Here is a 14,843-nt window from a genome sequence, read left to right as displayed (position 1 = left end):
TTTTAATGGTAATACCATTCTGGGAGGCTGCTGTGAAGGGTATGGCAAGCAATAGGAGAAATAAGATATTTCTAAGTATGGGATACATAATTATATATTCGGGGTTCCAACAAATACTTCATAGCTGGCAGCTGGCAACCATTCTCAAAGGTATTTAACCAGTACCATAGCTGGTGAATGTCCGGTGTAACCGATTGCAGATATACTTGCAAAAAGGGTTATAATTAGTGCTATAATATGTGCGCTCACGGAACATACAATTACAATAATTCAAACAGAACAATCCACAAAGACAACGGAATTACTACGTATGCATACACTTCAGGATTACTATACAATATTTCATATTCAAGGGTATAATGGATACTGTTATAAAGGGTAACAACGAACAAGCATTTACTCATTCAATTGGCTAACACATAATACAAATGTATATTTTTTTTAAACAAGTCAAAATTATTTTAAAATGATTATATCTCTTCACATAGTGTCTATCTACTTGATCAATTGCTTATAAAGGTAAATAAGTATTAATCAAAAAAATTGCACTAATGATCCGCAAATAACAGAGACCACCTCAAAAGTGAGGTGGTCTCGTTTTTCATTCCTTGTTTGCTGTTACCAGCTTATCTGTGCAATCCTTTTTTTCTAAGGTAGGCCAGGAGCAGCTCTGGCAGATCAGTTTGAATAGCATTGGCATATTGCGCATCCTTCCGCAGCTGATCAAAACCCGCATCGGCGTTAGCTTTTTCCAGCTTATCGTATTTACCTAGTGCATTTGTCCACACACGGGTGCCACTGGCAGTAACACGTTGCATCAGCGAATCGGAATAGAAAGAATCATCTATATGCACCACCGGGAATTTACCCAACTGGTTACCCAGTTGGGTTATCGCCGCTATTTCTGCGGCGCTGTGCGCCCGGGGCATTACAGGGATCTTAGGATTAAGATCATGAATCATTTTCGCATCCTCATAATCGTACAGGAAAAACAATATCTGGTCTTCCATTTTATGGGCGGCAACCAGGTTGATAGTACGTTGCGCCGCTTCTTTACCATCTGCCTTAAAATCAATATCGATCATGATCTTACCCTTAGCCAATTGCAGCACTTCATCAAAAGCCGGTATCTTTTCCAGGGAAGGCTGACCATTCCACAATAAGGGAAATTGTTGCAGCTCTGCGTAAGTATAATCCTCTACCCTACCAGGCTTACCTGTAACACGGGTGATTTTATCGTCGTGCATGATCACCATAATATGGTCTTTGGTTTCACGCACATCCATTTCCATTACATCGATGCCCTGCGCAATGGCTTCCCGCATAGCGGCCAATGAATTTTCCGGATATTTCGTATGGGCGGCACGGTGAGCAGCCACCATAACATGTTCGGGATGATGGTAAAATTCGTCCAGGATAGCGTCTACCGGTCTTGCTTGTTGTGCTGATGCCTGCAATGCTGCAAAGCATACAACGGATAAGAATAAGTGCTTCATGATGTAAATAAATTAATAACCTTCGTTCTGTGGGAATTTATTCGTGCTCAAATCTATTTGTTCCTGTGGTATAGGCCTTAAAATATGATAAGGCTTAATATTTTTTGCATTCGGGTTATACTTGGATACACGTTCAATGAGTTTACCTGTGCGCGCCAGGTCCATCCAACGATCTTCCTCTCCTCCCAACTCCCGTGCACGTTCGTCGAGGATAGCATCCATATCCAGTTGATCGGCCGTTAATTCCGGCAGCGTTTTACCTGGTTTGGCAGCACGTTTTCTCACGGCGTTGAGCCATACTACACCATCGCCCGCTTTACCCTGTAACAGTAATGCTTCGGCAGCCAGTAAGTAAGTGTCCGACAAACGGTATACAAAGAAATCCCTGAAGCCATCCAAGTCTTGTACGCTAGCCCTGGCAGGATCATCATGCTTCTTAACGCCCCAATGCATATTATCGTTATTAGGCGCCACCACCGAAGTAACTCCGGGACTGATTTCCCATATAACGGTATCGCCTATATTCTTTCCTGCAGGCAGTGTTTTAGTATTATTATAGATCCAGGTATATCGGAAGGTAACATCGAAACGGGCATCATTCGGATCAAACAGGTTCCTGAAAAATTCTGTCGGACGGAAACGGGTATACGGCCGGCCACCCTGTGTGAGATCACGCTGCAAACCTGCAAACTGGTCGTAGGCGGGCGTAAAAAGGGCATGGCTACTGTTACCATTACCGTTGTACAAGGCATTATTCAGGTATTGCACCGCAAAAATGATCTCATTGTTCTGCTGATTGTTATAATCAAATACATCTGCATAGGAAGACAATAACTTGTACGGTCCATTATTAATGACGTTTAGTGCCGCTTCTGCCGCCCCTTTATTATCTTTCAGCAACAAGTCTATCCTGGCCAGTTGATTAAGAGCAGCTCCTTTTGTGACACGGCCATAATCGGTGGTAGTCCAGCCCAGGTTATCTACAGCAAATTGTGTGTCGTCTTTCATTTTTTGCCAAATACTATCCTTCCGCACGCGACCGGCATCTGTTACCACACCTTTGGTTTCATGTTCGGAGTAAGGTACATCTCCAAACTGTAAGGTAAGCCAATAGTAGTAGTGTGCCCGTAAAAAACGTGCTTCTGCTTTGTAACGGCTCTTCGAAGTACCGTCCATATCAGCTACCAGATCAATCTTATCTAACACCGTGTTAGCGGCGTTGATGCCAATATAGCAATTATTCCAGATCTTAGCCAGATAGCTGTTCTGAGGGTTAAAAGCAGTAGAATAATCATCCATGAATTTATAGCTGCCATCTTTACCATGCTGAAAAAGATCAGTACCCATGGTAGTAGCGGTAAATCCTGGCTCAGAGCCATAGATCTCCCTCAGCATGCTATAGGCCCCACTAACGCCGTTGCTTATACCGGCAGCGTTATTAAAAATAGCTTCCGGCACGGGTTTATATAAATCCTTTTCATCCAGGCTGCAGGAGTGAATGCCCAGGTATATAGCAAAGGAGGCGATAAAAGCGATCCATTTTTTATTGGTAGTCATACGTTGCTTGTTGTTGAATTAAAAAGATGCATTCAATCCGATGGCATACATTTTCACCATTGGATACATGGCACGGGTGCCGTCTGATTCGAATTCAGGATCTTGTCCTTTATACTTGGTAAACGTGAACGGATTTTCTGCACTCAGGTTCAACCGGAGATTGTTGATATGCGCATAACGCAACCAACCGGCCGGCAAGCTATAGGCGAGCGACAGGTTTTTCACCCTTACAAAGCTGGCATCTTTATATGCCAGGGTACTGCCCATGAACACACTTTCCTGATTCTTATCCGGACGGGGATTATCATTGGTGGGATTTTCCGGCGTCCAGTAATTTACATCCAGGTTGTTGTAACGGGCGGCCAACCGGTTATTATTATTATAAAATTGGGAAGAGATCATGTAATGCTGACGGGTATTGATCATCACAGCCAATTCCCATCCCCTCCAGGAGAAGCGGTTAGTCATTCCACCCAACCAGCCAGGCTGCTGAGCGCCCAGTATAGTACGGTCCTGATCATTGATCACCTTATTATTATCGCGGTCTGCCAATTTAATCATACCAGGTTTATAACCATAGGCAGCGGCAGTAGCCGCTTCACTGGTTTGCCAGATGCCAATTTTTTGATAATCGTACCATACGCCTACAGGATGGCCAATAAACCAACCATTACCAATATCATCTTTTCCATCGCCATATAATTTCGTAATCACATTATTATTGGCAGAAAAAGTAAGATCCGTTCTCCATTGGAAACCGTTATGGGTACTAATGTTCACGGTAGAAAGGCTTACTTCCCAACCCTTATTGCGGGTGGCGCCAATATTCTGCAATACACTGGTATAACCGGTACTGCCGGGTATACCTCTTGGCAACAGGAGATTAGTGGTGTTGGCGATATAATGTTCTACGGCGCCGGTTATACGGTCATTAAACAGTCCGAAGTCCAGCCCTATGTTCAACTCCTTAGTGGTTTCCCATTTCAGATCAGGGTTGGCGATTGTAGCAGGCAAAAAGCCGGCAGCACCGGTGTTGCCAAAAGCGTAAGGTTTAGATTTTAAGGTACTGAAGGTTTGATAAGGCGTAATACCATTATTACCGGTTACACCATAACTGCTACGCAGTTTCAGCATGGAAACAGCGCGTACACCTTGCATGAAAGGCTCTGCATCTATTCTCCAGGCGGCGGCCACGGAAGGAAAAGATTCCCATTTATGGCCTGCTGCAAATACAGAAGAACCATCTTCACGGGCCGTTAGTGTTAACAGGTAGCGGCCTTTATAATCATAGTTAATACGGCCCATATACGACAGCAATAAGCTTCTTCTATAATCACTTGATACAGCCGTTACCTGGCCAGCAGAAGAGATATTATGATACAATTGCGATTCGTAAGGCAACTGATTAGCAGAAGTACTGGCGCTATTGATCGTTTGCTGCTGCGAGCTTTGCAGGAGCGTTACATTCAGGTGGTGATACTGCGCGAATGTATGGGTATATTTCAAGATGTTCTCTATTGTAACGGAGGTCATCTCTATATTGCTCACACTGGCAGAAGCGGAACCGCCCTGGTTGGTCGTGGTAAGGCTACCGGCAAACATACCATTACGGTCTGATTCTACTTCCGGGCCTACGTTAAGCCGGTAGTTAAGGTCTTTGGTAATATCCCATTCTCCATACAGGCTACTGAAAATGCGTGTCTTGTAGGTCTGGTTCACGTAATTCTGAATATCCATCAGAGGATTTACACGTTGCCCTTCATCATTGTTAGGACGAAAAAGGAGCTTACCCGAGCTATCGTAAGGCACTCCAAGAGGGTTCAGCCGCAGGGCGTTGTCAAATACATCATTGCTCACCATATTCTCTGTAGAACGGCTAAGGAAAGTAGAAGTACCGAAGCGTAGGCGGTCATTTACCTGGTGGTCCAGATTTACACGCAGGGAAGCGCGGGTAAAATCAGATTTGTCCACAATACCTTGTTCTTTATAGTAATTCAGTGAGATAGCGAACTGCGTATGTTCCTTACCTCCATTGATAGACAGCTGATGATTTTGTTTGGAACCATCGTGGTAAATAACATCCTGCCAATCGGTAGAACGGCCAATGGCCAGGGATTTCAGTGCAATATCGTCAAACAGCGTGGCATCAGCCGGATAGGCGCCATTAGGGTCTACAGTCCGGGCGGCCTCGCGCCGCAATTGCGCAAACTGCTTTCCATCCATTACGTCTAGCTTACGGGTAATGGAAGTAACACCATAGTACGCATCGTAATTCACATTGGTTTTACCTGCTTTTCCACGCTTGGTAGTGATCAATATCACCCCGTTGGCCGCGCGGGAACCATAAATGGCGGTAGAAGAGGCATCTTTCAATACTTCCACTGAAGCGATATCGTTAGTATTGATTTCATTCAATGGCAGGTCGCTTTTCGGGTCGGCCGGCGAGGATAAAGGTATCCCATCCAGCACGATCAACGGGGAATTACCGCCTGCAATAGAACGCACGCCGCGCAAACGTATACGGGGGGCGCCTCCGGGCTCGTTACCCGCATTGGCAATATCCAGACCCGCTACCTTTCCTTTCAATGCAGACATAGGGTTGGCTACCGGTTGCTCGCCCACCTCTTTACCAGATACAGAAGATACAGAACCGGTGATATCTTTCTTCTTTTGTGTACCGTATCCAACTACCACTACCTCGTTCAAACCAGTAATATCTTCCGGCAAGATTACTTTCAGGTCGGCAGACCCATCTACCTTTAATTCCCGGGTTTTATAACCAGACATAGAAAAAACCAGTGTTTCTCCGGTGGCCGCATCCAGCAAAAAATCACCATTGCCATCAGAGATCACACCGCGGGTCTTTCCTTTGGTAGTAATGGTTACCCCCGGCAATGGCACACCTTTTTCATCGGTTACCTTACCCTTTACTTTATCGTCCAACGTAGCGGAGGGCGTGCCTGTATTATTTGTTTTTACCGGTTCTTTTTCCATGATAATCACCTTACCATTCTTGATCTTCCAGGACAGCGGCAGGTTTTTTAGCAGGGTGGTCAACACCGCTTCAATGTTTTGCCCATGTGCATCCAGGCTTACAGCCTTGTAGGGCGCTGTTAATTTTTCGTTGTAAATAAACAGGTAACCGCTTTTCTGCTGGATCATCGCAAAGGCTTCTTTCAGAGGCTTCTGCCGGATAATACAATCAATTTTCTCTGTAATCACCGGCTCCTGGCGGCTCACCGCCGCATTTACCGGTAGTTCCAGCATGATCAGCATTAACAGGCAACAGGGTGCCTTTGCATGCCGTTTCATAACAGACATGACATTAGTGGTACAAATCTTCATACCTTTGTACGGGTTTTAAGTTTGAATAATTCTTGTTGAAATCCCCCGGGAAAAATCAATACGTGATGGCCATTACTGATTGATCTTCCCCTGATACGGCCGGTAACAGGTAGTTACCGGTTTTTTTATTGTTTACTGAAAACGATGTTATTTCCTTTCTTTTGCCAAGCCAGCCGGTTAGCCAAACTTAATGCATCCAATACTTCCTCCAGATCGTCGGTGGCTCCAAAGCCGGCAGTAATCTTATAATCCGGCAGAGAAGGATCTGCAAAAGATATTTGTACATTAAATTTATTTTCCAGCAAAGCGGCAATCATATCCAATCGCTCATTACTGAAGAGCAATTGATTGTTCATCCAGGCGTTAAGACCGGCAGCATCCAGTGTATCCTTTACAAATTGTTGCTGTCCGGTGTAAAGCGTAGCCCTTTCATTGGCCAATAACGTTACCATAGCCGTAGCATTGCTCACCGCTACTTTACCTTCCTGTACCGTTACTTGTATAAAAGGCAACTGGTGATAAAAACGGACATTGAAAATAGTACCCAGTACCGCTGTATTAATAGCGCCCGACCTGATTTTAAAAGGATGGACGGGGTCTTGTTTTACTTGTAACCGGGCTTCCCCACTAACCAGCTCTATTTGCCTGATATGGGCAAAATGCGCTGGATAACGCAAACGGCTACCCGCATTTAACCAAACACTGCTGCCATCAGGCAACTGTAGTTGCATCGACTTATTGTTAGCAGCATAGGCTTCTTTCCATACAACAGGGGAAGGAAATAATAAGATAGACAACAGATACGTAGCGCCTAACAGTAACAGGGCCAATGCAGCAATTTTCCAGGCAGGGCGCTGATAAAATTTCATACGGCGCACACCCGGCGTTTGCATAGCCTGTAAGCGCTCCCATACCGACTGCTGCATTTCTTCCAGCAATAATGGCGAAGCATTGGTAGTACGTTGTGCAGCAGTTTGCCGGTACCATTCCTCTACCAGCAATTGCTCCTCCGGCGTACATTTACCAGCCACATATCTTTGCAATAATTTTTTCACCTCCATGAACGCTTTTTGTCTTTGTACGTATATATGACAGTTGTCGTTCAGCAAAGTGGTAGAAGGAAGTATATTATCTTAATGTTAACAGCAACTACCAGATAACACAAAAAATAAAATGCGCCACCTTATGCTTGAGGGTACGGATAGCGTTGCTCACCTGCTTTTTAACGGTTTCGGGCGATAATTGCAATTGCTGTGCAATTTCTTTATGGGAAAGGGAAGCCTTACGACTCAGTTCAAATACTTCCCGCATTTTTGCGGGCAATAGCTGTATTTCTTGTTCTATAATAGCAAGCAGCTCTTTCTCTGTAAGCTGCGATAAAGTACTGGTATCTGTTTCAGAAATAAATTGGCGGAAATTAGACAAATGCTGCTGATAGGAACGTTGGCGGGCAATCAGGTTAAGCACTTTATTACGAGTCACCACAAATAACCAGGCAGCTAACGACACCGTTAGCTTCACTTCTTTTCCTTTTGTCCATACGGTAGTAAATACTTCCTGCACAATATCCTGCGCATCCGCTTCGTTCGCTAACATCCGGTAAGCATGCAGATAGAGCAACCCGGAAAAGCGCCTGTAAATTTCTTCGAACGGCGCGGTATCGCCATCCTGGAACCGCAAGAACAATGCTTCATCACTCCATTCATATAATTCGCCTGGCATATAAAAACCTGCTGTTATTGTTTCGGACGATCAAAAATAGTAGAACCCGCCTGGATTTCATGTTAAATAATTGTAAGCAACAAGGAATAGAAATTGATGGTATTATCATAAAATGACGTATGGAAAAGATAACGCTGATCGATGATAAACTATATAAGAAGTGGTTTGCCGTAGCTCCAGGCGTATGGGGTATACATGATGTTTTCGTGAACATGTACATGATATATAATCCTGCCAACCACTCCTGGGTGCTAGTGGATGCGGGGCTTAAAACGTCTGCCCACAAGATTAAAAAAGTAGCCCAACACCTTTTCTGGCCACAAACCACACCCAGCTCTATTATACTAACAAACGGCCACTTTGATCATACGGGGGCCTTATCATCCCTGTTAGCAGAGTGGGAGGTACCGGTATACGCACACTACCTCGAAGCCCCTTATCTCACCGGCAGGTCTGCTTATCCGCCACCAGACCCAGGCGCAGGTGGTGGTGCGATGACTTTATTTTCCTGGACGTTTCCCAAACATGCCATTGACCTTAACGCCCATTTATTATTATTACCAGAAGACGGCACAATACCAGGGCTCGATGAATGGCGTTATATCCATACTCCTGGCTACACGCCCGGGCACATCAGTTTGTACAGAGCAAAAGATAAAGTGCTGTTGGCTGGCGATGCTTTTGTTACCACACAGGCAGAAGCTTTAACAAACGTGATACGTCAAACAAAAAAAATTTCCGGCCCACCAAAATATTTCACGTCCGATTGGATCTCTGCAGCCAGTAGCGTTAAAAAACTAGCGGAATTAACGCCTCATATAGTGGCAGCAGCACATGGCCGCCCATTGGCGGGATCGCGCATGCGGCACCAACTGCAACAGCTGGCTGATCATTTTGATACTATGGCCAAACCCAGCCATGGCAGGTATGTAAAAGAAAGTGCTGTGGCCGGCGTTAACGGTGTAGAATATATTCCGCAAGCTAATCACACCCGCTGGTGGCTCTTTGCCGGGGCCGGGATTATCATATTGATCAGCAGTCTATATTACCACAAACGAAAACATATGCAATAAAGCATAACCGCCAATTTAGCTGCGCACGCATTTTGTGGAAAAGAAAATCATCTACCTAAAATTATGGCAACACAATCACAAGCAGCATGGTGGCAAACAGGCATCATTTACCAGATATATCCCCGGTCGTTCCAGGATAGCAACGGAGACGGCATCGGCGATTTAAATGGTATTATACAAAGACTGGATTACCTCCAGTGGCTAGGTATTACCACCATCTGGCTATCTCCCATATTCCCCTCTCCTATGGCAGATTTCGGATACGATATTTCCGATTACAAAGGCATTCATCCTCTTTTTGGCACGATGAAAGATTTTGGCGCCTTACTATATGAAGTGCATAGAAGAGACATGAAACTGCTATTGGACCTCGTACCTAATCATACATCCGATCAACATCCGTGGTTCCGCGAATCACGCAGTTCACGCACTAATTCAAAGCGTGACTGGTACCTGTGGCGGGATGCACTTCCAGATGGAAGCGTCCCCAATAACTGGTTAAGCGTTTTTGGAGGCAGCGCCTGGGAATGGGATGAAGTCACCAACCAATATTATTATCACGGTTTCCTTAAAGAACAACCAGACCTCAACTGGCGCAATCCTGAAGTCCAGGCAGCGATGGCAGACATACTGCACTTCTGGCTGGATAAAGGCGTAGATGGATTCCGGGTAGACGTAATGTGGCATATGATCAAAGACGCGCAATGGCGCAATAACCCTCCCGACCCTAGCTACCAGCCAGACCAGCCAGACTACGACCAATTGTTGCCGGTATTCTCTACAGACCAGCCAGAAGTATTGGATATCGTACATCTGATGCGCCAGATTATAGATGAGTACAGCGACCGGATGATGATTGGAGAAGTATACCTGCCCATTCATCGCCTGGTGACCTATTACGGTGTTGATAACAAAGGCGCACATCTCCCCTTTAATTTCTTGCTGCTCTCTATTCCCTGGGATGCCATCTTGATTGCAGATGCTATTGCCGAATATGAAAATGCCCTGCCCCCTGATGGCTGGCCTAACTGGGTGCTAGGCAACCACGACCGGCCCAGGATTCCCAGCAGAATAGGTATAGAACAAACCAGGATTGCTGCGATGCTGCTATTAAGCCTGCGGGGAACACCTACCATCTATTACGGGGAAGAGCTAGGCATGGCCGATGTAGCCATTCCCCCGGCAGAGATACAAGACCCACAAGGACTGAATATGCCTGATAAGAACCTGAGCCGCGACCCGGCGCGCACGCCCATGCAATGGGACGATACCCTACATGCTGGCTTTACCACCGGTAAACCCTGGCTACGCCTATCTGCAGACCATATCCGTAATAATGTGCTCCTGCAACAAAGAGACTCTCATTCTGTACTGCACTTCTACCGTCGGCTGATTGCACTCCGGCAACAGGAGCCATCACTGTTAACCGGCAATTATATTTCTGTAGCAATTACTTCCCAGCTTCTGGTGTACCTGCGCCAAGAAGAAGGGTACGACGGCTTTCTCGTGATCCTCAACCTGAGCCACCGTACAGCCAACTTTACACCAACACACGAATTATTTAAAGGCACCGTGGTATTAGCTACCAACGTGGCATTAGAAGGTACCATTATCAGTTTTCCAATAGCCCTCAACGGCAATGAAGGATTGATCGTACGCATTGCATAATACGATGAAGCAAGAACTGCCTTCAGGCTATCTTATCTCACCCAAACGCACCAACGCCATGAAAACCACTACTGTTCTCCCAAACAAAAAACTACAGGAGGCTACCGCTTTCCCACCAAAAAACGAAACTGAAATAGCAATAAAAATAGACGGCCACCTGCTCAAATTTACCAATCTCAACAAATTATACTGGCCGGAGGAAGGCATCACCAAAGGAGACATGCTCAATTACTATGCAAGTATCGCAGACACCCTGTTACCTTACCTCAAAGACCGGCCCCAATCCCTGAATAGATTTCCGGAGGGCATTAAAGGGTTTCATTTCTTCCAGAAAAACGTAGAAGATAAAGTAGCCGGCTGGATTGAAACATTTCCCTATACCAGTGAGTCGGATAACGAAACCAAAAAGTTCATGATTTGCAAAAATAAAGCTACCCTACTGTATATGGCCAACCTGGGCTGCATTGAATTTAATCCCTGGCACAGCAGGATTAACAAACCCGATAACCCGGATTATTGCCTGATAGACCTGGACCCGGACAATAATCCTTTTAACCAGGTAATTGAAACTGCATTGGTGGTAAAAAACGTATTAGATGAAATTGGCGCCGAATCCTTCGTAAAAACATCCGGTTCTACTGGCATGCATATACTAATTCCCTTAGGAGCCAAATACAGTTTCGAGCAATCCCGCATGCTGGCAGAACTCATCGTAAGTATCGTCAACAAACGATTACCGGAAATCACCAGTATAATCAGAACTCCTGCCAAACGCAAAGGAAAAATATACCTGGATTTTCTACAGAACCGGCAAATCCAAACCATGGCCGCACCGTATTCGCTCCGCCCCAAACCTGGCGCTACTGCCTCCGCCCCCCTGCACTGGAAAGAAGTAAAAAAAGGCTTAAAAATGCAGCAATTCAACATCTACAACATGGCCCACCGTATAGCCACTCAGGGCGATCTGCTAAAAGGTTTGTTGGGAAAAGGTATTAATATGAAACAAGTGCTCACCCAATTACAGGAATTATTATGATCTCTGCAATTGGTGTATCTCAATACATGCAAAACAATTTTTAGCTGATCAATAATTTCAGGGCATTGGAAGAATTTGCTTCTGTAAAAGGATATACAGCAACTCGGCATTTCGTGCATATATTTCCGTTATAACAGCAAATGCTACAGCAACTGCAAGCTGAAATTTTATCCCACTCTGTGCCCGATTTGCCCGACGGATGAGTACAGAGTTCCGCACTTCTTCACAAAAAAATAAATGCCACTGCTATGTATGCACATGGCGTAGTCTTTGAGCCTACATTAAAAAATTCATTCTTATGCAAAAACAAACCCTAGCACAATCCAATGCCCGGCAACAAAGCAGGAACAACCAAGCCTCCCAAGGTTTAAGGGCAGAAAAAAAACCATCGCCCTCTACCGGCCAGGAAGAATTAGAAGAAGAGGAAGACAATGAACTACCTGAAAATCCTGATCCGGAATTAGAAGAAGACGATCTGGAAGAAAACGAAGTAACAGAGGAAGAAGCGGATGACATTAAGTGGGCCCCTGAAAGTGGTTCACAACGTTAATCCGCTTATGCTTACTAATCCATTAATTCTTCCTAACCAAACGGATTAACCAGGTAGATATTCTTCTACCACTGAAACTACTATACGGACTGCCCAACATCGCACAATGAGCCTGTATTACGCCAACACCCCCCTTAATATTGATTAGACAAGATATTCAGCAATTCAGGCGTAACATCATCGATATAGTGGGTAGCTACCACTTGCCGTATACCCTGGCTTTCTTTCAACAAGCGGAATAAAAATTTACCGGAAGACGCATGAAAATGCCGATCAGACAGTAATTCCCGGTAAACGCTTAGCGCTTCCCCATAGGAAACATAATCAGCATAACACAGTGGTTTTTCACCTGCGGAGATTTCAATCCTTGTAAGCATGTTGGTTGATCAATTAATGATGGGAAGCAGTACACACCTCCGAAAAATTAAGATTAAGATATGGTCAGTATTAAAGTTAATACTTATTCAAATAAAAAAAATCTTCCTTTAATTATTTTCATCATTATAACAGAAAAATAATTAAAGGAAGATAAGAGGGAGGGAATTACTTTTCTTCCGGGTCTTTTGCAGTTACATCATTTTCCTCCTGGATATCATCATCGCCCTGGCTATCCAGACCTTCCGGAGCGTCTTCATTGGAAATAGCACTATCATCTTCAGGCGCCATATCTTCCGGTATATCGTCTGATGTTACCTCTTGGCGGATATCTTGTCTGTAATCGTTATCAAGGTCTGGGCCCCCCTGTTTGTGCTGGCCGCCTATGGTATGATCTCTTAATGGCATAAAATAACTGTTTGAAAAGTGAAGCAATTCAGGTATCTCAACATTTCCCGCAAACATATCGCCAGAGAAAGGCCACTGCCCGCTGCGCTCAACAATACAGGAGGTTACCTGTTTATTATTAGAGGTACCGGATGTTCCCGGTTAATTTATCTAAAATTAAAGTTCATATGTTAGGAAAACTCAGCGTGGAAGAAATCAATCAATTACTGGCGCATAACATTACCGGGCGCATTGGTTGCACCGACGGCGAAAAGACTTATATCGTGCCTGTTAACTACGCCTTTAACGATACCTACCTGATAGCACATTCCAAAGAAGGAATGAAAGTAGCCATGATGAGATCGCATCCGTTGGTATGCTTCCAGGTAGATGAAATTATTGACAATACCAATTGGCGCAGCGCTATTATATGGGGAGCCTACGAAGAAATTACCGATCCAAAGGAGCGGTTCTATGCCATGAAATTTCTCATTAGCCGGCTCGCCCAGCTCACCGTGAGTGAAACCACCGGTCTATTGGATATGCACCGGGAAATGGCGAACGAGGAGGATACGGAACATATCCGGCCAGTAGTATACCGGATCAGGATTACGGAAAGAACAGGCCGGTTTGAAAAACCCTAAACCGGCCGCACTACAGCAATTTCGAAACAATAGCATGCCGCCTAACACAACGTCAAAGCAATGGCTCTTATACGTTTAACCGTCAACGTTAAATAATTTTTATTCTGCCTCCTTTATTATTCACCACACACCTTATCATACTGTTAATACTAAATTCATATCAGATCGCTATGTTTGCCACCAGATATGAAAAGCATTCGGTATAGCGCTCCATTGCCGGGTATTAACCTACCAGCTGGCAGCGTATATCCCGGTATGTTTACAAAAGTGGGAGAGCTCCTACTTACTAAGATCAATTTATATCATCTTTTGATACATCATTATTGAAACCGATCCTAATGAAAATATTGTTTGGCTGGCCCTAAGGTTGATAATTGTAAAAGTGGTCCCGGCGGCGTTTTGCTGCCGGGATATTTATTGCATCCATTGGTAAGTACTTTAAAAAGCAATATCCAGTAAAGCCTGGTAAGGATCTCCTTTAAGGCCGAGCGCAACGGCAAAAGCCGGTTCTGTTTTATATCCTTGTTGCTTCAGCTCAATGATCCGCTGTTTCAGGGGTTCACCATATTGGTGCAGCAGAGAGTATTCTACAATCATATGCCGGAAACCAGCCTGTTCCACCGCCGGCACATTCTGCCCAAAAATTTCCAGGGGCCAGCCATCTATGGTAAAATGAGCAATAATCGTATTTTCGCCCTTCATCTCTGTATCGGTTAACTGGAAACCTGAATATGCAGCAAAATGTTCTTCCAAGAAGACACTGAACGCTTTCAGATCGGGCGCAAAACAAATAATATCCAGATCACTACTTGCGGTATCGATACCAATTGGCACTGTACCTGCCAGCAAGGGGTCAAAGTCTGCTAATATATCCATTACATGATGTGCTTGTAACAGGTTAAATGCAGACTGCTGCCGGCTGTTGCCGTTTTTGAGGTAATGGATGCTGCTGAACTTTTCAACGTAGTAATGCATTCCCGGCTATTTATT

Annotated in this window: 13 protein-coding genes; 5 read left to right on the top strand and 8 right to left on the bottom strand. The window is 44.7% G+C overall.

The annotated features are described in order from the left end of the window. Window positions 1-626: 626 nt before the first annotated feature. The 5 genes from ACDQ55_RS20735 to ACDQ55_RS20715 all read right to left on the bottom strand — a co-directional run bounded on the left by ACDQ55_RS20735 (window position 627) and on the right by ACDQ55_RS20715 (window position 8,120). Window positions 627-1,496, bottom strand: a complete 870-nt coding sequence (locus ACDQ55_RS20735) for a glycerophosphodiester phosphodiesterase family protein (protein ID WP_420983559.1) — start codon at window positions 1,494-1,496, stop codon at window positions 627-629. Window positions 1,497-1,508: 12 nt separating this feature from the next. Continuing rightward, the gene (locus ACDQ55_RS20730) at window positions 1,509-3,053 is read right to left on the bottom strand and encodes a RagB/SusD family nutrient uptake outer membrane protein (RefSeq protein WP_420983558.1); all 1,545 of its coding nucleotides are present in this window, start codon (window positions 3,051-3,053) and stop codon (window positions 1,509-1,511) included. Window positions 3,054-3,071: 18 nt separating this feature from the next. Then, the gene (locus ACDQ55_RS20725) at window positions 3,072-6,398 is read right to left on the bottom strand and encodes a TonB-dependent receptor (RefSeq protein WP_420983557.1); all 3,327 of its coding nucleotides are present in this window, start codon (window positions 6,396-6,398) and stop codon (window positions 3,072-3,074) included. A gap of 125 nt (window positions 6,399-6,523) precedes the next feature. After that, a complete protein-coding gene (locus ACDQ55_RS20720) occupies window positions 6,524-7,459 on the bottom strand; it encodes a FecR family protein (RefSeq protein ID WP_420983556.1) in 936 nt (311 codons plus the stop codon). 88 nt (window positions 7,460-7,547) lie between these two features. Then, entirely contained in the window at window positions 7,548-8,120 is a 573-nt protein-coding gene (locus ACDQ55_RS20715; protein WP_420983555.1) for an RNA polymerase sigma factor, read from the bottom strand. Between the two features lie 119 nt (window positions 8,121-8,239). On the opposite strand from ACDQ55_RS20715, the gene ACDQ55_RS20710 reads away from it, so the two are divergent. The 4 genes from ACDQ55_RS20710 to ACDQ55_RS20695 all read left to right on the top strand — a co-directional run bounded on the left by ACDQ55_RS20710 (window position 8,240) and on the right by ACDQ55_RS20695 (window position 12,447). Continuing rightward, entirely contained in the window at window positions 8,240-9,193 is a 954-nt protein-coding gene (locus ACDQ55_RS20710; protein WP_420983554.1) for an MBL fold metallo-hydrolase, read from the top strand. A gap of 63 nt (window positions 9,194-9,256) precedes the next feature. Then, window positions 9,257-10,861, top strand: coding sequence for an alpha-amylase family glycosyl hydrolase (locus ACDQ55_RS20705; protein WP_420983553.1), 1,605 nt, complete (start codon window positions 9,257-9,259; stop codon window positions 10,859-10,861). A 4-nt stretch (window positions 10,862-10,865) separates the two neighbouring features. Continuing rightward, window positions 10,866-11,897 carry a non-homologous end-joining DNA ligase gene (gene ligD, locus ACDQ55_RS20700; protein ID WP_420983552.1) on the top strand — a complete coding sequence of 344 codons (1,032 nt, stop codon included), beginning with the start codon at window positions 10,866-10,868 and terminating at the stop codon, window positions 11,895-11,897. 298 nt (window positions 11,898-12,195) lie between these two features. Continuing rightward, window positions 12,196-12,447 (top strand): hypothetical protein, encoded by a 252-nt coding sequence (locus tag ACDQ55_RS20695; RefSeq protein WP_420983551.1) that lies wholly within the window; start codon window positions 12,196-12,198, stop codon window positions 12,445-12,447. Window positions 12,448-12,581: 134 nt separating this feature from the next. Here the strand turns inward: ACDQ55_RS20695 and ACDQ55_RS20690 are convergent, their stop codons facing one another. Both ACDQ55_RS20690 and ACDQ55_RS20685 read right to left on the bottom strand, forming a co-directional pair. Then, entirely contained in the window at window positions 12,582-12,824 is a 243-nt protein-coding gene (locus ACDQ55_RS20690; RefSeq protein WP_420983550.1) for a hypothetical protein, read from the bottom strand. A gap of 166 nt (window positions 12,825-12,990) precedes the next feature. Next, the gene (locus ACDQ55_RS20685) at window positions 12,991-13,230 is read right to left on the bottom strand and encodes a hypothetical protein (RefSeq protein ID WP_420983549.1); all 240 of its coding nucleotides are present in this window, start codon (window positions 13,228-13,230) and stop codon (window positions 12,991-12,993) included. 167 nt (window positions 13,231-13,397) lie between these two features. Between ACDQ55_RS20685 and ACDQ55_RS20680 the strand changes: the two genes are divergently transcribed. Then, window positions 13,398-13,853, top strand: a complete 456-nt coding sequence (locus ACDQ55_RS20680) for a pyridoxamine 5'-phosphate oxidase family protein (protein ID WP_420983548.1) — start codon at window positions 13,398-13,400, stop codon at window positions 13,851-13,853. A gap of 438 nt (window positions 13,854-14,291) precedes the next feature. On the opposite strand, the gene ACDQ55_RS20675 is transcribed toward ACDQ55_RS20680, so the two are convergent. Then, the gene (locus ACDQ55_RS20675) at window positions 14,292-14,828 is read right to left on the bottom strand and encodes a DUF4269 domain-containing protein (protein ID WP_420983547.1); all 537 of its coding nucleotides are present in this window, start codon (window positions 14,826-14,828) and stop codon (window positions 14,292-14,294) included. Between the last annotated feature and the right edge of the window lie 15 nt (window positions 14,829-14,843).

Source organism: Chitinophaga sp. 30R24, assembly GCF_049056765.1.
GTDB lineage: Bacteria > Bacteroidota > Bacteroidia > Chitinophagales > Chitinophagaceae > Chitinophaga.
The sequence above is the reverse complement of the archived record's forward strand: the minus strand, read 5'-3'. Positions and strand labels throughout refer to the sequence as shown.